We start from the raw sequence: 17,056 nt of genomic DNA, 5'->3' as shown, positions 1-17,056 counted from the left end.
TACGACGAACGGCTTACAGTTCTGCAAGTGCATCAGGAGAAACAGGCAATGGCCCAGGCACAAGGAAAGGTCACCCCTAAAAATGATTCGGCAGGCGTTGAGGTCAATATTTGTCAGCCCCAATGGATCGATGAGCAAGAAACGTTCAAGATCGCCAACAGTCCTCCGCGTACGGCAAATCTGACGTTCTCTGGGGCAGACCTTAATTACCTGGCCCGGGTGTTGTATGCGGAGTCGAGCGGAGCAGGGATACTGCCCGATGAAAGCGATCGCCGGATCGAGAAAGAGGCTCTGTTGAACGTTTTCTATTTCAGATTGAATCGAAAGGGATATCCAAGAAACGATTATATTGCTAAGACGTTTTCCATGGTTTGCAATGCTGCTGGTCAATTTGACTCGTTGCAGCCGAAGCCGAGGCCGAAATTCATTAATTCCGGAAATCCGAAGTATAAGGCGTTGGGGAAGAGCGAGTGTTCTGATTTGCAGGAATCGATCGACGCAGTGAAGGCTTTCATTGCAGGTGGGCCGAACTCGAAATATATATACGATAACTTCAGATCCCGCTCCTCGCGTCATAGTGGCACGATTATCGGCAACTCAAAGTTTTGGCTTTCGGAATTGGGTAAGGAAGAATCCGATGCAGTGCGCTAAATGGATCAAGACTACGCTCGCTGCAGCCTTGTTTGCATTCGGGGGCGCGGCAAGCGTCGCTGATGCGGCGAATTCAGGCGCAGACAATCCGGTACACAAGCTGGAGATCGGTCGGCTGACGATTTTCCAGAAGTACTCGGAGTACCTGCGGTTCGTCTTGGCTGATGACAGGCAAATCGCCGTGACCGATACGGCGGGCTACTATTGGCCATTGGTGAGCGCCGACACGCAGGGGCGCTTCTACATCGGCAACAGGGTCATCGATAGCGCCAATGGTCGTGTGGTAAAAGCCGACGCAGATCGACGAGCCATCGTCCTCGGCGCTCATTACACCGTGTCTGCTGACGATGTTCGTCATTCGGTGAAGGTCCGGCGTGGTGGGCACGAGTGCGAAGTCAATGTCAGGAAACTGGGCCTTGATCCGGCAGACGGAAGTGCCAGCGAGTTTCTGCGCGGTGCCGTCCGCTTCGTTGATGCGGACGGGCCGCTGGTCGGCCTGGTAACGTTGGGCGGCAATCAGGCCGGCGATACTCGTTATCTTGCCGTCCGTATTTCGCCCGAGACATGCGCCGTAAAATCGACCGATCTCGGCAACCCGGATTATCTGTTTGAACTGGGTTGGACACCGAACGGACATTGGTGGATAACGGGCACGACCGAGGGAACGTTGATCCGCTCCGTTGATGGCATCACGTGGGTCACGACCCAATTGCCTGATACGATTTCCCAGGCTGTCAGTGCGTACGTTGCCGATCCGAACCATGTCTGGCTCGCAGCCAATTATGCGCATATGGCGGACAAGGACAATCCCGAGATCGTGTATTCGGAGGATGGTGGCAAGACATGGACGCCGCTCACGTGGCAGAGCAGCTTGATGTCCCGTATCCCGCCATACTGGCTGGAAGGGCAAATGCGTTCTAGAAGCAAGCCTGTCATGAACGAGTCCAAGACTCGCTGACACAAGTCATCGAGCGACGATGCGGGCGGACGGTCGACGTGCTCGCCGCGGTCTGCGAACTCCTGCACCGCTCGGGCGCCTGAGCCCCCGAGCGGGCAGCGTGCATTCAGAACGCGAGCTGGATCGCGAGATCGATCGCCAGCAGCGCGATCGAGAGACCGATGCCGAGAATCACGTTCGGCAGCCGGTGCTCGAAGTCGCGATTGTCGCGGCGCATCGCGGCGCCGAGCAGGAAGATCGCCTCGACGAAGATCTGCAGCCCGACGAACAGCAGCATCAGCAGATACTCGTAACCCATCTGCTTGAACGCGCCGAACTGCATCCCGTGATCGCGGATCCATTGGCCCACGCGCAGCAGCTCGTAGACGAACAGCAAGGCGGGAAACAGGTAGCTGATGAAATAGGTCGGCGCGGTGGCGTGCCGTAGTTCCAGGTGGAAGTGCTGATGCGTGGTTGCCATCACGAATCCCTCCTTGCAACGCATGATTGCGGTCGCGACGGCCGCGCGACGATGTGCCGATACAGGGATTACCCGAAGCGTCGTGCGCAGCCGTACGTCGCCAGCATACTGCCGCGCGGGAAATTTGGCATGCGATGCATGTGTTCGTCGTAAAAATGCGTATGCGCCGCGCGACGCGGTTATCGCACCGTATTCACCGTAGGCGCTGCGCTGGCCGGTTCTGTCGTGCTCGATGCATCACCGGCGCCGTTCAGCGTTTCGCTTCCGCGCCCTCGACAAACAGCTTCGCGACCGCCTGGAACTCCCGTTTCAGCGACAGCCCCGGCACGGTCAGCCAGCGCAGCATCGCCGCGAGATACAGGTGATGGAACCACGTCGCGAGCTGGTCGGCTCGCAGCGTGCCGTTCAGTTCTCCGGATTGCTGCCCGGCTGCGATCAGTTGCTGCCACACGAACGCGATATCGCTGCCGTTCTCGTTGCCGCTTTCCGGTTCGGTCACGCCGATGTTCAGGAAGCGATGGCGCAGATACGCGAGCAGGTACGCGGGATGCTGCTCGCACCACGCGGCCGATGCATCGAGCACACAGCCGATGCGCGACACGAACGTCTTGCGCCGCGCGACATCGCGCTGCAGATGGGCGAGATCGCGCGCGAGTTCGCCTTCGAGCCAGTGCGCGAGCACGGCTTCCTTCGTTGCGAAGTGGTTGTACAGCGTGCGCTTCGCGACATCGGCCTGCGCGGCGATCTGCTCCATCGTGACGGCTTCGTAGCCGTGCGCGTCGAAGAGGCGTGCGCCGGTGGCGGCGAGATGCGCGAGCATCTGGATGCGCTTGCGCGCGCGGCGGCCCGGATCGTCGGTCGGAGTCGGCATGGCGAGGGATCGGATAAAAGTGCACGAATTGCATTAGTATACGACGTGCATTTTTATGAATCCACCTGCCTCCGTCGGGTGCAAGGAGTCACGCATGAAGCTCGTCATTGCCACCTACGGCACCGAAGGCGACACGCGCCCGCTCGCGGCGCTCGGTCGTGCGCTGATCGATGCCGGCCATGACGTCCGGCTGCTGGCCGACGCGGCAACGCTCGGCTCGGCCGCCATGCTCGGCGTGCCGTCGGCGGCGTTGTCCGGCGATATCCGCCGCGCGATTGCGCCGGAGGGTGCATTGGCCGATGCGGTGCGCGGGCGCGGCGGCTTCAACGACACGTCGAAGGCGCTCGCGGCGATCGCCAACGCGAACACGGCCGCGTGGATGCGGCAGGTCGCGGAGGCGTCGGCCGGGTGCGACGCGATCCTCGTGTCGGGGCTCGTATCGTTCGTCGGCTTGTCGGTTGCCGAGTATCGCGGCGTGCCGGCGATCGGCGCCGGCATGATCCCGATTACGCCCACCGCGGAATTCGCGTCGCCGTTCCTGCCGCCGGGGAAGGTGCCGCGCTGGCTGAACCGCACGAGCCACCGGTTCGTGAACGCGCTGTTGTGGCGGGCGTTCAGGAAGTCGACGAACGCGGCGCGCGCGAGCGTGTGCGCGTTGCCGCCGCGCAGGCGGGTGTGGACCGATCATCCGATGCTGTACGGCGTGTCGCCGGCACTGCTGTCGGGCCCGGCCGACTGGCCGTCGCAGGCGCTGGCCTGCGGCCAGTGGCGAATCGATGCACGTGACTGGGAACCGCCGCCCGATCTCGCGGCGTTTCTCGACGCGGGCGATCCCCCCGTGTACATCGGTTTCGGCAGCATGGCCGGCTTCGATCGCGCCGGGATGGTCGATGCGCTCGTGCGCGCGCTCGGCGGCCGGCGTGCGCTGTTCCATCCGGGCTGGAGCGGCATCGACGCGTCGATGCTGCCCGCGCACGTTCATGTGATCGGCGATACGCCGCATGACCGGCTGTTCCCGCGTGTGTCGATGGCGATCCATCATGGCGGGTCGGGCACCACGCATTCGGCTGCGCGGGCCGGCATTCCGTCCGTCGTCGTGCCGTTCGCGGGCGATCAGTTCTTCTGGGCCAACCGGCTGCAGCGGCTCGGCGTCGCGGATGCGCCGGTCGCGGGGCGGCGCGTGGACGCCGCCGCGCTGGCGCGGGCCATTGCGTTCGCGGAGCGCGGCGACACGAAGGCGCGCGCAACGGAACTCGGCGCGCGCATCGCGCAGGACGACGGCCTGACGCTGGCCGTCAGCGCGATCGAGCGCTGGGGACGGCCGGGCGCGCGCTGAGCCCGCGCGTCGACGTCAGAAATGCCCGGTGAAGCGATAGCGGCTGCCCGGGTGCCACAGGTTGGCGACCGACGCGACCATCCCTTGCGACCACGTGCGCCGATGCAGCAGCAGGCAAGGCTCGCGGTCGTCCATCGTCAGGTGGCGGCGTGTTTCGGCGTCGGGCATCGCGGCCTCGATCCGGTATTCGACGCGCTGCAGCGGCGCGACGCGCGTCAGGTACTGGTTCGGCGTCGTCGTCGTGAAGTCCTGCAACGCGTATTCGGGCGCGCAGGCCGGATTGACCCAGCGTTCCTCGAGCTGCACGGGCGTGTCGTTCTCGAAGTGCAGCACGCGCGAATGGAAGATCGGGCTGCCCGCGTCGAGCTGCAGTTCGTCGGCGAGCTTCGCGTCGGCGACGGCCGCGCCGACCAGCAGCACCTGCGCGCGATAGCCGTGGCCGCGCGCGGCGACTTCGTCCGAGATGCTGCGGATCGCGACGAGCGTCGATTCGTACTTCGGCGACGCGACGTACGTGCCGGAGCCGCGCGTGCGCGTGAGCACCTGCTCGGCCGTCAGTTCGCGCAGCGCGCGGTTCACGGTCATCCGCGCGACGTTGAATTCGCGCGCGAGTTCGTTCTCCGACGGCACCTGGTCGCCTTCCGCCCATTCGCCGGCATGAATGCGCGCGAGGATGAAGTCCTTGATTTCCTGATAGATCGGTGTGGTCATGGGATCACGGTTCGAGAGTCGGCGGCGGCCCGCCGCCGAATGCCGATCCGGCGCGCGCCCGGCGCCGAGTGTACCGGTTTCGCGGGCGTGCGGGCCCGGATTTCCCGAATGATCCCTGTTCGGCCGGCGCGCGTCCATGCGGGATTGCACAGAGCGGCCGGCCCGCGGCAGTCCGCGCGCGGTCAGAACCGGTGCCGGATGCCGACCGTCGCGACCACCTGCGTGTTGGTCGACGAAGCCGCGAGCCCCGTCACGTTCGCGAAGCCGAGCGTCGCGCCCGACGGCACGCCGAACTGGTGCTGGTAGACCGTCTCCGCATATACGTCGGTGCGCTTGCTCAGCGCGTAGTCGGCCATCAGCGTCACCTGGTGCCATTTCGGCCGGTGGCTGCCGGTGGCGTCGTCGTAGCGGCCGTCGGTGAACGTATAGGCGCCCGCGAGCGAGACGGCCGGCGTCAGCGTGTAGCGCGCGTTGACCTCGAAGTTGTCGAAGCGCAGCGCGTTCAGCGCGCCGGGCAGCGACGACGCGGCCGTTTCGTCGAACATCGAGTGCGTCCACAGCGCGCCGACCGTCAGCCGGTCGAACGCGTAGCTGCCGCCCGCGCCCATCACGCGCTGGCGCACGGCCGGGAAGTTCGGGCCGTCGTTCGTCGACAGCGCGCCGCCGGCCGTCAGCCCGCCGCGGTTGAGCTGCAGGTACGCGGCGCCGAGGTTGACCGGCCCGTTCGCATACGACACGCCCGCGCTGTACGCGCGGTTGTTCGCGAAGCCGCCGGCCGCGTTGCTGAACCCGTACAGGCCGCCGAACTGCCAGCCGGCGAGCGTCGGGCTCGTGTATTTCACCGCGTTGTCGATGTAGAACGAATCGTCGATGTTGTCGTTGTCGAACGGATGGGACGCGAGATTGTTGCCGTCGCCGTTGTTCGCCATCGCGAGCGGGCCGAGGTAGTCGACCACGGCATCGTATTGGCGGCCGAGCGTCAGCACGCCGTACCGGTCGCTCTGCAGGCCGACGTACGCGCGGCGGCCGAACATCGTGTTCCGGTAGGACTGCGTGCCGTTGTTCAGGTTGAAGCCGTTCTCGAGGCGGAACAGTGCATGCAGGCCGCCGCCGAGATCCTCGTTGCCGCTCAGGCCGAAGACCGTATTCGACAGCAGGCCGCTGCCTTGCTGCCACGCGCTTTTACCCGACTGGTTGTTCGTATAGACGATGCCCGCATCCAGCATCCCGTAGAGCGTGACGCTGCTTTGCGCATGCGCGGCGGCGCCGAAGAATGCGAGGGAAAGGGTACCGACGACTGCTTTTTTCATTGTGAGTGCTTCCTGGAAAGGCCCGTCGCGACGGGAACGACGATTCGTCGCGCGTTCGCACCGGAACACGCGTTCGAATCGATGAATCGATGAATCGTTGAAAAGGGGAGGCGGCGCGTGACGCGTGTCACGCGCGGCCGCGGCGAACGCCGCTAGTGCTGCAACAGGCGGATCGTGCCGAACTCGGCGGCCGGCAGCAGGCGGAGGATCGACAGGATGGCCGGCGATGCCTGCGACCGTGCGACCTCGAGCTCGATGCAGGCGCGCCCGGTGCGCTCGTCGATCGCGGCCGTGTAGAAATTGAGCGCGGTGCCGACCGCCTGGTGCAGCAGGCGCCGCACGACGGCGAGGTTGTCGGATTCGACGCGGATCGACAGCAGCACGCGTTCGTCGGCGGGGTACCGGCGCCGCGAACGAACGGGCGGCAGATCGCGTGAAGCGGTGGTTTCGGTTCTGGTCGGTTTCATGCTGGCACCCCGGTCACATCGTGCTCCGCACCGCGGAGATCTCGTCCTGAACATGCCGCCCATTCTAGGAATCGCGGTGACGATACGGTGTATAGACTCGCGCGGGCCCTGAAAAGAACGCATAAAAATGCCCCGTCGGCCGGCTTTCGTCTTTACGGCTTTTTTATTCCCTGTAAAGAAATTGAACACCGCTTTGATACGCGGATTTCTACACTGTCGCATCCCATTCGCCAGACGAGCATGGGGGCGTCACACGGGCCTGCGCCGGCAAGGCAAGGCCCGCCACGCCGACGATCGCGCGGCGTCGCCGCGCATACGAAAAAAGGGGAAAGCCATGTTGTGGATCACCGGCGCGCTGTCGCTCGCGCTCTTTATCTATCTGTTTCATGCCTTGATCAAACCCGAGCGGTATTGATCGGCGCGATTCAACAGGAATTCGAAAATATCGGTGGATGTCATGAGCGATCTGCTTTTCATTCTGTTCACGCTCGCGTTCTTTGCCTTGACGGCCGGTTTCGTCACCGGCCTTGACCGGATCTGAGCGAGCGTCGACATGTTCAACAATCTCATTCAATTCGCGATCGTTCTCGCGATCATGCTGGCGCTGGTGCCCGTCGTCGGGAAATGGCTCGCGCACGCCTTTACGAGCCCGCGCCACGCGTGGGTCGAACGCCGTACCTATGCGCTGCTCGGCGTGAATCCCGACGAAGCGATGTCGTGGCAGCGCTACGGCATGGTGCTGCTGCTCAGCAATGCCGGGATGATGCTGCTCGGTTATCTGCTATTGCGCATCCAGGACACGCTGCCGTTCGACGCACTGCAGCGCGCCGCGCAAAGCCCCGACCTCGCGTTCAACACCGCCGCGTCGTTCATCACGAACACGAACTGGCAGGCGTATGCGGGCGAGAGCAGCCTGTCGAACTTCTCGCAGATGGCCGTCATCACGTTCCTGATGGTGGCCAGCGCGGCGACCGGCGTCGCGGCCGCGGGCGGCTTCATCCGCGGGCTGAGCCGCAAGAGCGCGGCGGACATCGGCAACTACTGGGTCGACTTCACGCGCGTGACCTATCGCGTGCTGCTGCCGCTCAGCTTCGCGATGGCGCTCGTGTACGTGTGGCAGGGCATGCCGCAGACGCTCGCGTCCGATGCGTGGGCGACCACGCTCGAAGGCGCGCGCCAGCAGATCGTGACGGGGCCCGTTGCCAGCCTCGAATCGATCAAGCACATCGGCACGAACGGCGGCGGCTTCTTCAGCATGAACGCCGCGCATCCGTTCGAGAACCCGACGCCGCTCACCAACACGCTGCACATGCTGTCGATGCTGCTGATTCCGTCCGCGCTGACCTATACGCTCGGCACGATGATCGGCCGGCGCCGTCAGGGCTGGGTGATCCTCGGTGCGTTCGTCGTGATGTTCGTCGGCTTCCTGGCCGTGATCTATTCGGCCGAGCAGCACGGCAATCCGCTCGTGGCGGGGCTCGGCGTCGACCAGCAGATGAGCGCCGCGCAGCCGGGCGGCAACATGGAAGGCAAGGAGATGCGCTTCGGCATCGCGCAGACGAGCCTGTTCGCCACCGTCACGACCGCCGCGACCACCGGCTCGGTCGACGCGATGCACGACTCGCTGACGCCGCTCGGCGGCCTCGTGCCGATCGCGCAGATGATGCTGAACAACGTGTTCGGCGGCGACGGCGTCGGCCTGATCAACCTGTTCACGTTCGCAATCCTCACGGTGTTCCTGGTCGGGATGATGATCGGGCGCACGCCGGAATTCCTCGGCAAGAAGATCGAGGCGCGCGAGATGAAGCTCGTGATGCTCGCGGTGCTCGCGCATCCGTTCAGCATCCTCGGCTTCACCGCGCTGGCCGCGATGCTGCACTCGACGATGGACAGCCTCGCGAACCTCGGCCCGCACGGCTTCAGCGAGGTGCTGTACGCGTACACGTCGGGCACCGCCAACAACGGCTCCGCGTTCGCGGGCCTGAACGCGAACACGCCGTTCTTCAACACGACGATCGGCTTCGCGATGCTGATCGGCCGCTACCTGACGCTGCTGCCGATGCTCGCGGTCGCGGGCAGCCTCGCCGCGAAGAAGAGCGTGCCGGAAAGCGCGGGCACGCTGTCGACGTCGACGGGCCTGTTCGCCGGCCTGCTGGTCTTCGTGATCCTGGTCGTCGGCGGCCTCACGTTCCTGCCCGCGCTCGCGCTCGGCCCGGTCGTCGAGCACCTGCTGATGTCGGGCGGCCAACTGTTCTGAGGAAAACATCATGATGCAAGGCAATCGCCAGGCAGCGGCCGCGGCCGCGCCGGCACCCGGTTCTTCGTTCGGCGCGGCGACGCGCGGCCTCGTGCGGCCCGTGATCGCATCGTCGGTGCTGTTCATGCTCGTCACGGGCATCGCGTATCCGCTGCTCACCACGGGCGTCGCGAACGTGCTGTTCCCGTCGCAGGCGCGCGGCAGTCTCGTGGAGCGCAACGGCACGACGATCGGCTCGACGGTGATCGGGCAGTACTTCACGCGTGCCGGCTACTTCCATGGGCGGCCGAGCGCGACGACCGGCACCGATCCGGCCGATCCGTCGAAGACGGTCGACCAGCCGTACAACGCGGCCGGCAGCGGCGCCAGCAACCAGGGGGCAACCAGCAAGAAGCTGCTCGCGGATATCGCGCAGCGGGTACGGGCGTACCGGCAGGAGAACGCGCTCGCCGCCGGCACGCCGGTACCGGCGGATGCCGTGACCGCGTCGGCATCGGGGCTCGATCCCGAGATCTCGGTGGCGAACGCGCGGCTGCAGGCGGCACGCGTCGCGCAGGCACGCGGCGTCGATGCCGCGCAGGTCGCGGCGCTGGTCGAACGCATCGCATCGCCGCGCCAGCTCGGCGTGCTCGGCGAACCGCGCGTGCGCGTGCTCGACCTGAACCTCGCGCTGGATCGCGCATTCGGCCAGGCGGCCGGCGCGAAGTAATGGCAGGAACCACGGAGTCACTCATGTCCCATATCGAAACCCCGATCAATCCGGCGGCGATCCCGGTCGGCGCCGTGCCGCCGATGCGCCGGACGGCCGTGCTGCGCGAGGCCTTCCGCAAGCTCGCGCCGCGCGTGCAGTTGAAGAATCCCGTGATGTTCGTCGTCTATCTCGGCAGCATCGTCACGACCGTGCTGTGGCTGCAGGCGCTGACCGGCACGGGCGATGCGCCGGCCGGCTTCATCTTCGCGGTCGCGTGCTGGCTGTGGTTCACCGTGCTGTTCGCGAACGCGGCCGAGGCGCTGGCCGAAGGGCGCGGCAAGGCGCAGGCCGACGCACTGCGCGCGGCGCGCAAGCGCGTGTACGCGAAGGTGCTCGACGAGCCGAAGCGGTACGGCAGCACCAGCCATCGCGTGCCGAGCGACGAACTCGCCGCCGGCAGCATCGTGCTCGTCGAGGCCGGCGACACGATTCCCGCCGACGGCGAAGTGATCGACGGCGTCGCGTCGGTCGACGAATCGGCGATCACCGGCGAATCCGCGCCCGTGATCCGCGAGTCGGGCGGCGATTTCTCGTCGGTGACGGGCGGCACGCGCGTGCTGTCCGACTGGATCGTCGTGAAGATCACCGCGCAGCCGGGCGAGGCCTTTCTCGACCGGATGATCGCGATGGTCGAGGGCGCGAAGCGCGGCAAGACGCCGAACGAAGTCGCGCTGACGATCCTGCTCGTCGCGCTGACGATCATCTTCCTGCTCGTGTGCGCGACGCTGCTGCCGTTCTCGCAGTTCAGCGTGCTGCTGAACGCGTCGGGTTCGGCGGTGAGCCTGACCGTGCTGATCGCGCTGCTCGTCTGCCTGATCCCGACGACGATCGGCGCGCTGCTGTCGGCGATCGGCATCGCCGGGATGAGCCGCATGATGCGCGCGAACGTGCTCGCGACGTCGGGCCGCGCGATCGAGGCGGCCGGCGACGTCGACGTGCTGCTGCTCGACAAGACCGGCACGATCACGCTCGGCAACCGCGAGGCCGTGCAGTTCCGGCCGGCGCCGGGCGTGGACGAGCGTGCGCTGGCCGAGGCCGCGCAGCTGTCGTCGCTTGCCGACGAGACGCCCGAGGGGCGTTCGATCGTCGCGCTCGCGAAACAGCGGTTCGCGCTGGAGGGCAAGACGATCGACGGCGGTTTTGCCGTGCCGTTCAGCGCGCGCACGCGGATGAGCGGCCTCGATATCGGCGGGCGGCAGGTGCGCAAGGGCGCGGCGTCGGCGATCCGCGCGCACGTCGATGCGCTCGGCGGTGCGTTTCCGCAGGCGGTCGAGACGGCCGTCAACGAAATCGCGCGGCGCGGCGGTACGCCGCTCGTCGTCGCCGACGGCGCCCGCGTGCTCGGCGCGATCGAGCTGAAGGACATCGTCAAGCACGGGATCGCCGCGCGCTTCGCCGAACTGCGCAAGGTCGGCGTGAAGACCGTGATGATCACGGGCGACAACCGCCTCACCGCGGCGGCGATCGCGGCGGAAGCCGGCGTCGACGACTACCTGGCCGAAGCGACGCCCGAGGACAAGCTGCGGCTGATCCGCGAGCACCAGGCGAAGGGCCATCTCGTCGCGATGACGGGCGACGGCACCAACGACGCGCCCGCACTCGCACAGGCCGACGTGGCCGTCGCGATGCACAGCGGCACGCAGGCGGCGAAGGAGGCGGCCAACATGGTCGACCTCGACAGCAACCCGACGAAGCTGATGCAGGTGGTCGAGGTCGGCAAGCAGATGATCATGACGCGCGGCGCGCTGACCACGTTCAGCGTCGCCAACGATCTCGCGAAGTATTTCGCGATCATCCCGGCCGCGTTCGTCGCGACCTATCCGGCGCTCGGCGCGCTGAACGTGATGGGCCTGCACAGCCCGACGTCGGCGATCCTGTCGGCGGTGATCTTCAATGCGCTGATCATCGTCGCGCTGATCCCGCTCGCGCTGAAGGGCGTGAAGTATCGCGCGGAGCCGGCCGCCAAGCTGCTGGGGCGCAACCTGCTGATCTACGGCGTGGGCGGAATCGTCGCGCCGTTCATCGGCATCAAGCTGATCGACATGCTGTTGACGCCGTTTATCTGACCGAACGCGCCGTCGCGGCCCCGCTCACGCCTTCGCGGCGTGCGCGGGGCCGTTCGGCGTTTCAATTGCCGGAAGCGATCATGGATGTGAATGTGAACGTGAAGGATGCGAATCGACGGGCAACGAGGCGGCGGGACACCGCTGCCCGCCGCAGCGGGGCCGGCGCGCGCCGCGACCGCTGGCGAGCCGTGCTGCGCGCGTGCGCGGCGCTGGCCGACCGCATCGCGGGCGCGGGGCCCGATACGCGGCCGGCGCTGGCCGTGCGCGAGGCGTACCCGCGCGCACACGCGTGGGTGTCGCAGTACGCGGTGCCGCTGCTGCTCGCCACGCTCGTGTGCGCGCTGGCGACGCTGGCGGCGAGCGCGCTGCTGCGCGTGTTCGACCTGTCGAACGTCGTGATGCTGTTCCTGATGACCGTCGTGCTGATCGCGCTGCGGCTCGGCCGGCTGGCCGGTGCGTGGGCCGCGTTCGTCTGCGTCGGCTGCTTCGACTTCTTCTTCGTCGAGCCGAGGCTGTCGTTCGCGGTGTCCGATACGCAGTACGTGTTCACGTTCGCACTGATGCTCGCCGTCGCGCTCGCGATCGGCCAGCTCGCGGCACGCCTGCGCGCGGAGGCGCGGGCCGCGCGCGCGAACGAGAAGCGCTCGGCCGCGCTCGCGCGTGTCGCGCACGACCTGTCGGCGGCGATCGAAACCGAACAGATCGCGTCGATCTGCACCGGCACGATCGCGCCGCTGCTCGGCGTGCGCGTCGCGCTCGTGCTGCCCGACGCGGACGACCGTCTGATGCCGGCGCCGCACGCCGCGTTCGTCGAAGCGCCGATCGCGCGCTGGGCCTACGAGCATGCGCGCGGAGCCGGGTGCGGGCTGCCGCCGTTCGAGCGCGCGGCCGCGCAGTACCTGCCGCTGAAGGCGCCGATGCGCGTGCGCGGCGTGCTCGTGCTGTTCGGCGACGCGCAGCCGGTACCCACGGACCCCGACGATCGCCGCCTGATCGACGCGCTGTGCTCGTCGATCGCGATGGCGCTCGAACGTGTGCACTACGTCGGCGTCGCGCAGCACACGCTCGTCCGGATCGAAGGCGAGCGGCTGCGCAACGCGCTGCTCGCCGCCGTGTCGCACGACCTGAAGACGCCGCTGACCGCGATCCGCGGGCTCGCCGAGACTCTCGAGCGGCCCGAGCGGCTGGCCGACGGGCAGCCGGCCGCGCTCGCGCACGGGATCCGCAACCAGGCCGAGGCGCTGCATGGGCTCGTCGTGAACCTGCTCGACCTCGCGCGGATGCAGAGCGAGGGTGTGCGGCTGAATCGCGAGTGGCACATGCTCGACGAGATCGTCGGCAGCGCGCTCGCGCATTCGGCCGGCGTGCTGGCCGGCCGCGACGTGAGCGCCGACCTGCCGGCCGACCTGCCGCTGATCGACGTCGACGCGCTGCTGATCGAGCGCGTGCTGATGAACCTGCTCGACAACGCGGCGAAGTACGCGGGCGCGGAGGCGGTCGTGGTGGTGCGCGCACGCGTGTTCGGCGAAACGCTGTACGTGTTCGTCGAGGACGACGGGCCCGGCTTCGTCGCGCGCAACACCGAGCCGCTGTTCGAGCCGTTCGAGCGCGAGCGCAAGGAATCGTCGATCAGCGGCGTGGGGCTCGGGCTCGCGCTGTGCCGCAGCATCGTCAACGCGCACGGCGGCTCGATCCGCGCGGTGCCGCTCGATCCGCACGGCGCGCGGTTCGAGATTCGCCTGCCACTGGGTGCGCCACCCGACATCGAACACGAGAGCCGGACATGATCAGATCGCGCGTACTTGTCGTCGAGGACGAATCGGACATCCGCCGTTTCGTGCGGATGGCACTGGAACAGGAGGGGCTCGACACCTGCGAGGCGTCGACGGCCCGCGAGGCGCGGATGTACGCGTCGAGCAGCAAGCCCGATCTCGTGATCGTCGATCTCGGGCTGCCGGACGACGACGGCAAGACGTTCATCCGCGAACTGCGCGAATGGTCGACGGTGCCGGTGATCGTGCTGTCGGCGCGGCAGCAGGAGGTGGAGAAGGTCGCGGCGCTCGACGCGGGCGCGGACGATTACCTGCCGAAGCCGTTCGGCGTGCCCGAACTGCTCGCGCGGGCGCGCGCGCAGTTGCGGCGCGCGGCGTTCGTGTCGGCCGACGGGCAATCGTCGTCGATCGTGCGCTTCGGCGACGTGACCGTCGACCTCGGCAAGCACGAAGTCGCCCGCGGCGGCGAGCCGGTTCATCTGACGCGCCTCGAATTCCGGCTGCTCGCCGCGCTGATTCGCGCGCGCGGCGGCGTGGTCGCCGCGCGGCAATTACTGGCCGAGGTGTGGGGGATCCACGACGCGGAGCGCGCGCACTACGTGCGCGTGTACATGACGAACCTGCGGCAGAAGCTCGAACCGGTGCCGGCGCGCCCGCGGCACCTGTTGACGGAACTGCAGTTCGGCTACCGGCTGGTCGGTCTGGAAACGGTCGGCATGACGGACGGGCAGCGTGATGCGGCGTCGACAGGTCTAGACAGGTGAAAACCCGCTCCCGGCCACCAACCTGCACGCGGAGAAAGCCGTTGTTTAGCTTGATGTAATTCGTAATTAATTGAAATTGAAGGAAATTTGCGACCCACAGCCACAATCCGCCGACAATTAGAGATAAACACGGATTGCTGGTGGTGCGCCTGCGCGGGCAAAGTTGTATGTACAACTTGGGCGGTCGCCGGACGAGGCGATACCCGGGTTGGAAGGGTTCACGGCGGGGCGCCGTGCCGGCCGCGCCGGTGCGGGCCGTCCGACGGGACCCTTGCCCAGTTCGCCTACGACAGGAACGCCATGAAGAAACTCGCGCTCAGTATTGCCCTTGCCTGCATCGCGGTCGGTGCCCACGCCAAGGATTGGTCGACGATCCGGTTCGGCGTCGACGCCAGCTACCCGCCGTTCGAATCGAAGGACGCAAGCGGCAAGGTCGTCGGCTTCGACGTCGATCTCGGCAACGAGATCTGCGCCCGCCTGAAGGCGAAGTGCGTGTGGATCGAGAACGACTTCGACGGGATGATTCCCGCGCTGAAGGCGAAGAAGTTCGACGGCGTGCTGTCGTCGATGTCGATGACGCCGGCGCGTGCCGAGCAGATCGCGTTCTCCGACAAGCTGTTCAACACGCCGACGCGCCTCGTCGCGAAGAAGGGCGCGAACCTGCAGCCGACGGCCGAATCGCTGAAGGGCAAGTCGGTCGGCGTCGAGCAGGGCACGATCCAGGAAACCTACGCGAAGACGTACTGGGCGCCGAAGGGCGTGCAGGTCGTGCCTTACCAGAACCAGGACGGCGTGTACCAGGACCTGATGTCGGGCCGCCTCGACGCGGCGCTGCAGGACGCGGTGCAGGCCGACATCGGCTTCCTGAAGACGCCGCGCGGCGCGAGCTTCGATTTCGCCGGCAAGGACATCGACGATCCGAAGACGCTCGGCAACGGCGCCGGCATCGGACTGCGCAAGGACGACGCCGACCTGAAGGCGAAGATCGACCACGCGATCGCCGACATCATCAAGGACGGCACGTACAAGAAGCTCGAGAAGAAGTACTTCGCATTCGACGTCTACGGCGGCTGACCTTTCGTGCGGCGCGCATCGCCTGCGGCGCGCGCCGCATCCGTTGCCGGGTGCAATCCGCTTCGCGGGATGCACCCGGCTTGATGAGCTGGTCGCATCAGGTAGTGCGCAGATATCGTTTGATGCGCGGTTAATGGCTATTGACAATCCAGCCACTTCGTTCTGGATCCCTTCTATGATCTTCCAAGGATTTGGCCCGCTTCTGTGGGCCGGCACGGTCGAGACCGTGAAGCTCGCGGTGCTGTCGCTGGCCGCGTCGCTCGTTCTGGGCCTCATCGGTGCGAGCGCGAAGCTGTCGACGAACCGCGTGCTCAAGTCGATCGGCACCTTCTACACGACGCTGATCCGCGCGGTGCCGGATCTCGTGCTGATGCTGCTGCTGTTCTACGGGATCCAGATCCTGCTGAACAACGTCACCGACGCGCTCGGCTGGGACCAGATCGACATCGACCCGTTCGTGGCGGGCGTCATCACGCTCGGCTTCATCTACGGCGCGTACTTCACCGAGACGTTCCGCGGTGCGTTCCTGTCGGTGCCGCGCGGCCAGCTCGAAGCGGGCTTCGCATACGGGATGAGCGGCTGGCGCGTGTTCCGCCGCATCCTGTTCCCGCAGATGATGCGCTTCGCGCTGCCCGGCATCGGCAACAACTGGCAGGTGCTCGTGAAGGCCACCGCGCTCGTGTCGATCATCGGCCTCGCCGACGTCGTCAAGGCGTCGCAGGACGCGGGCAAGAGCACGCTCGATTTCTTCTTCTTCACGCTGGCGGCAGGCGCGATCTACCTCGCGATCACGACGGTGTCGAACGTCGTGCTGCATCACCTCGAGAAGCGTTATTCCGTCGGCGTCCGGAGGCTCGCACTGTGATCGAACTCGTCAGCCAGTACTGGCAAAGCTATCTCTACACCGACGGCTACCGCTTCAGCGGCCTCGCGATCACGCTGTGGCTGCTGGTCGTGTCGATCGCGCTGGGCTTCGCGCTCGCCGTGCCGCTCGCGATCGCGCGTGCGTCGTCGAACCGCTGGATCTCGGGCCCGGTGTGGCTCTATACGTACGTGTTCCGCGGCACGCCGCTCTACGTGCAGCTGCTGATGTGCTACACGGGCATCTACAGCCTGCAGGTCGTGCACAACCACGTGCTGCTCGACACGTTCTTCCGCAACGCGATGAACTGCACGCTGCTCGCGTTCGTGCTGAACGAATGCGCGTATGCGACGGAGATCTTCGCGGGCGCGATCAAGGCGACGTCGGCCGGCGAGATCGAGGCCGGCATGGCCTACGGGATGTCGCGCTTCAAGCTCTATACGCGCATCATCCTGCCGTCCGCGCTGCGCCGCTCGCTGCCGAGCTACAGCAACGAAGTGATCCTGATGCTGCACGCGACGACGCTCGCGTTCACCGCGACCGTGCCCGACATCCTGAAGGTCACGCGCGACGTCAATTCGGCGACGTACATGTCGTTCCAGGCCTACGGCATCGCGGCCGTGCTGTACGCCGTCGTCGTGTTCACGCTCATCTGGGCGTTCCGCAAGCTCGAGACGCGCTGGCTCGCGTACCTCTCGCCGCGCGGCCATTAACGCATTCGCAAGATTCGCAAGGAAGGACCCAGC

General features: G+C 66.4%; 17 protein-coding genes. 11 read left to right on the top strand and 6 right to left on the bottom strand.

Annotated elements, in window-relative coordinates; all coding sequences use genetic code 11:
* Positions 1-48 precede the first annotated feature (48 nt).
* Positions 49-651: a hypothetical protein gene (locus FOZ70_RS12750; protein WP_124468644.1), complete on the top strand. Its 603-nt coding sequence runs from the start codon at positions 49-51 to the stop codon at positions 649-651.
* Entirely contained in the window at positions 638-1,609 is a 972-nt protein-coding gene (locus FOZ70_RS12745) for a hypothetical protein (RefSeq protein WP_219705987.1), read from the top strand. The genes FOZ70_RS12750 and FOZ70_RS12745 overlap by 14 nt, the downstream gene beginning before the upstream one ends.
* Before the next feature lie 106 nt (positions 1,610-1,715).
* Here FOZ70_RS12745 and FOZ70_RS12740 read toward each other — a convergent pair whose 3' ends face one another.
* Together FOZ70_RS12740 and FOZ70_RS12735 are read right to left on the bottom strand one after the other, a co-directional pair.
* Positions 1,716-2,069 (bottom strand): hypothetical protein, encoded by a 354-nt coding sequence (locus FOZ70_RS12740; RefSeq protein ID WP_021157344.1) that lies wholly within the window; start codon positions 2,067-2,069, stop codon positions 1,716-1,718.
* Between the two features lie 250 nt (positions 2,070-2,319).
* On the bottom strand, positions 2,320-2,940 hold the full coding sequence (locus FOZ70_RS12735) for a TetR/AcrR family transcriptional regulator (RefSeq protein ID WP_060309665.1): 621 nt from the start codon (positions 2,938-2,940) through the stop codon (positions 2,320-2,322).
* A 94-nt stretch (positions 2,941-3,034) separates the two neighbouring features.
* Here FOZ70_RS12735 and FOZ70_RS12730 point away from each other — a divergent pair, with 94 nt between their 5' ends.
* The gene (locus FOZ70_RS12730; protein WP_219705985.1) at positions 3,035-4,276 is read left to right on the top strand and encodes a glycosyltransferase; all 1,242 of its coding nucleotides are present in this window, start codon (positions 3,035-3,037) and stop codon (positions 4,274-4,276) included.
* 15 nt (positions 4,277-4,291) lie between these two features.
* Here FOZ70_RS12730 and hutC read toward each other — a convergent pair whose 3' ends face one another.
* From hutC to FOZ70_RS38055, 4 genes are all read right to left on the bottom strand, one after another.
* A complete protein-coding gene (gene hutC / locus FOZ70_RS12725) occupies positions 4,292-4,987 on the bottom strand; it encodes a histidine utilization repressor (protein WP_048022472.1) in 696 nt (231 codons plus the stop codon).
* Positions 4,988-5,169: 182 nt separating this feature from the next.
* The gene (locus FOZ70_RS12720; protein WP_060217920.1) at positions 5,170-6,297 is read right to left on the bottom strand and encodes a porin; all 1,128 of its coding nucleotides are present in this window, start codon (positions 6,295-6,297) and stop codon (positions 5,170-5,172) included.
* Between the two features lie 152 nt (positions 6,298-6,449).
* Positions 6,450-6,764, bottom strand: a complete 315-nt coding sequence (locus FOZ70_RS12715; protein ID WP_081071587.1) for a hypothetical protein — start codon at positions 6,762-6,764, stop codon at positions 6,450-6,452.
* A 208-nt stretch (positions 6,765-6,972) separates the two neighbouring features.
* A complete protein-coding gene (locus tag FOZ70_RS38055; protein ID WP_244114592.1) occupies positions 6,973-7,338 on the bottom strand; it encodes a hypothetical protein in 366 nt (121 codons plus the stop codon).
* Here FOZ70_RS38055 and kdpA point away from each other — a divergent pair.
* The 8 genes from kdpA to FOZ70_RS12670 all read left to right on the top strand — a co-directional run bounded on the left by kdpA (position 7,318) and on the right by FOZ70_RS12670 (position 17,023).
* A complete protein-coding gene (gene kdpA, locus FOZ70_RS12705; RefSeq protein ID WP_021157335.1) occupies positions 7,318-9,021 on the top strand; it encodes a potassium-transporting ATPase subunit KdpA in 1,704 nt (567 codons plus the stop codon). The two genes, FOZ70_RS38055 and kdpA, sit on opposite strands and share 21 nt — an antisense overlap.
* A 10-nt stretch (positions 9,022-9,031) precedes the next feature.
* Complete coding sequence (gene kdpC, locus FOZ70_RS12700; protein WP_196486195.1) at positions 9,032-9,730, top strand: potassium-transporting ATPase subunit KdpC; 699 nt, start codon at positions 9,032-9,034, stop codon at positions 9,728-9,730.
* 83 nt (positions 9,731-9,813) lie between these two features.
* The gene (kdpB, locus tag FOZ70_RS12695; protein WP_059484196.1) at positions 9,814-11,838 is read left to right on the top strand and encodes a potassium-transporting ATPase subunit KdpB; all 2,025 of its coding nucleotides are present in this window, start codon (positions 9,814-9,816) and stop codon (positions 11,836-11,838) included.
* An 80-nt stretch (positions 11,839-11,918) separates the two neighbouring features.
* Entirely contained in the window at positions 11,919-13,625 is a 1,707-nt protein-coding gene (locus FOZ70_RS12690; RefSeq protein ID WP_219705983.1) for a DUF4118 domain-containing protein, read from the top strand.
* The gene (locus FOZ70_RS12685; RefSeq protein WP_021157331.1) at positions 13,622-14,374 is read left to right on the top strand and encodes a response regulator; all 753 of its coding nucleotides are present in this window, start codon (positions 13,622-13,624) and stop codon (positions 14,372-14,374) included. The genes FOZ70_RS12690 and FOZ70_RS12685 overlap by 4 nt, the downstream gene beginning before the upstream one ends.
* 300 nt (positions 14,375-14,674) lie before the next feature.
* Positions 14,675-15,448, top strand: a complete 774-nt coding sequence (locus FOZ70_RS12680) for an ABC transporter substrate-binding protein (RefSeq protein WP_021157330.1) — start codon at positions 14,675-14,677, stop codon at positions 15,446-15,448.
* 175 nt (positions 15,449-15,623) lie between these two features.
* Entirely contained in the window at positions 15,624-16,313 is a 690-nt protein-coding gene (locus FOZ70_RS12675) for an ABC transporter permease (RefSeq protein ID WP_048022423.1), read from the top strand.
* Positions 16,310-17,023: an ABC transporter permease gene (locus tag FOZ70_RS12670; protein ID WP_011355969.1), complete on the top strand. Its 714-nt coding sequence runs from the start codon at positions 16,310-16,312 to the stop codon at positions 17,021-17,023. Before FOZ70_RS12675 ends, FOZ70_RS12670 begins: the two co-directional genes overlap by 4 nt.
* Positions 17,024-17,056 lie beyond the last annotated feature (33 nt).

Source organism: Burkholderia sp. COPS (assembly GCF_019425585.1).
In the GTDB taxonomy this organism is placed as follows: domain Bacteria; phylum Pseudomonadota; class Gammaproteobacteria; order Burkholderiales; family Burkholderiaceae; genus Burkholderia; species Burkholderia cepacia.
Note: the sequence above shows the minus strand (reverse complement) of the source record. Positions and strands in the feature narration are given on the sequence as shown.

Coding starts and splice junctions, on each gene's coding strand:
- FOZ70_RS12750 (WP_124468644.1), top strand. CDS start 49: ATGGCCCAGGCACAAGGAAAGGTCACCCCTAAAAATGATTCGGCAGGC.
- FOZ70_RS12745 (WP_219705987.1), top strand. CDS start 638: ATGCAGTGCGCTAAATGGATCAAGACTACGCTCGCTGCAGCCTTGTTT.
- FOZ70_RS12740 (WP_021157344.1), bottom strand. CDS start 2,069: ATGGCAACCACGCATCAGCACTTCCACCTGGAACTACGGCACGCCACC.
- FOZ70_RS12735 (WP_060309665.1), bottom strand. CDS start 2,940: ATGCCGACTCCGACCGACGATCCGGGCCGCCGCGCGCGCAAGCGCATC.
- FOZ70_RS12730 (WP_219705985.1), top strand. CDS start 3,035: ATGAAGCTCGTCATTGCCACCTACGGCACCGAAGGCGACACGCGCCCG.
- hutC (WP_048022472.1), bottom strand. CDS start 4,987: ATGACCACACCGATCTATCAGGAAATCAAGGACTTCATCCTCGCGCGC.
- FOZ70_RS12720 (WP_060217920.1), bottom strand. CDS start 6,297: ATGAAAAAAGCAGTCGTCGGTACCCTTTCCCTCGCATTCTTCGGCGCC.
- FOZ70_RS12715 (WP_081071587.1), bottom strand. CDS start 6,764: ATGAAACCGACCAGAACCGAAACCACCGCTTCACGCGATCTGCCGCCC.
- kdpA (WP_021157335.1), top strand. CDS start 7,318: ATGTTCAACAATCTCATTCAATTCGCGATCGTTCTCGCGATCATGCTG.
- kdpC (WP_196486195.1), top strand. CDS start 9,032: ATGATGCAAGGCAATCGCCAGGCAGCGGCCGCGGCCGCGCCGGCACCC.
- kdpB (WP_059484196.1), top strand. CDS start 9,814: ATGCGCCGGACGGCCGTGCTGCGCGAGGCCTTCCGCAAGCTCGCGCCG.
- FOZ70_RS12690 (WP_219705983.1), top strand. CDS start 11,919: ATGGATGTGAATGTGAACGTGAAGGATGCGAATCGACGGGCAACGAGG.
- FOZ70_RS12685 (WP_021157331.1), top strand. CDS start 13,622: ATGATCAGATCGCGCGTACTTGTCGTCGAGGACGAATCGGACATCCGC.
- FOZ70_RS12680 (WP_021157330.1), top strand. CDS start 14,675: ATGAAGAAACTCGCGCTCAGTATTGCCCTTGCCTGCATCGCGGTCGGT.
- FOZ70_RS12675 (WP_048022423.1), top strand. CDS start 15,624: ATGATCTTCCAAGGATTTGGCCCGCTTCTGTGGGCCGGCACGGTCGAG.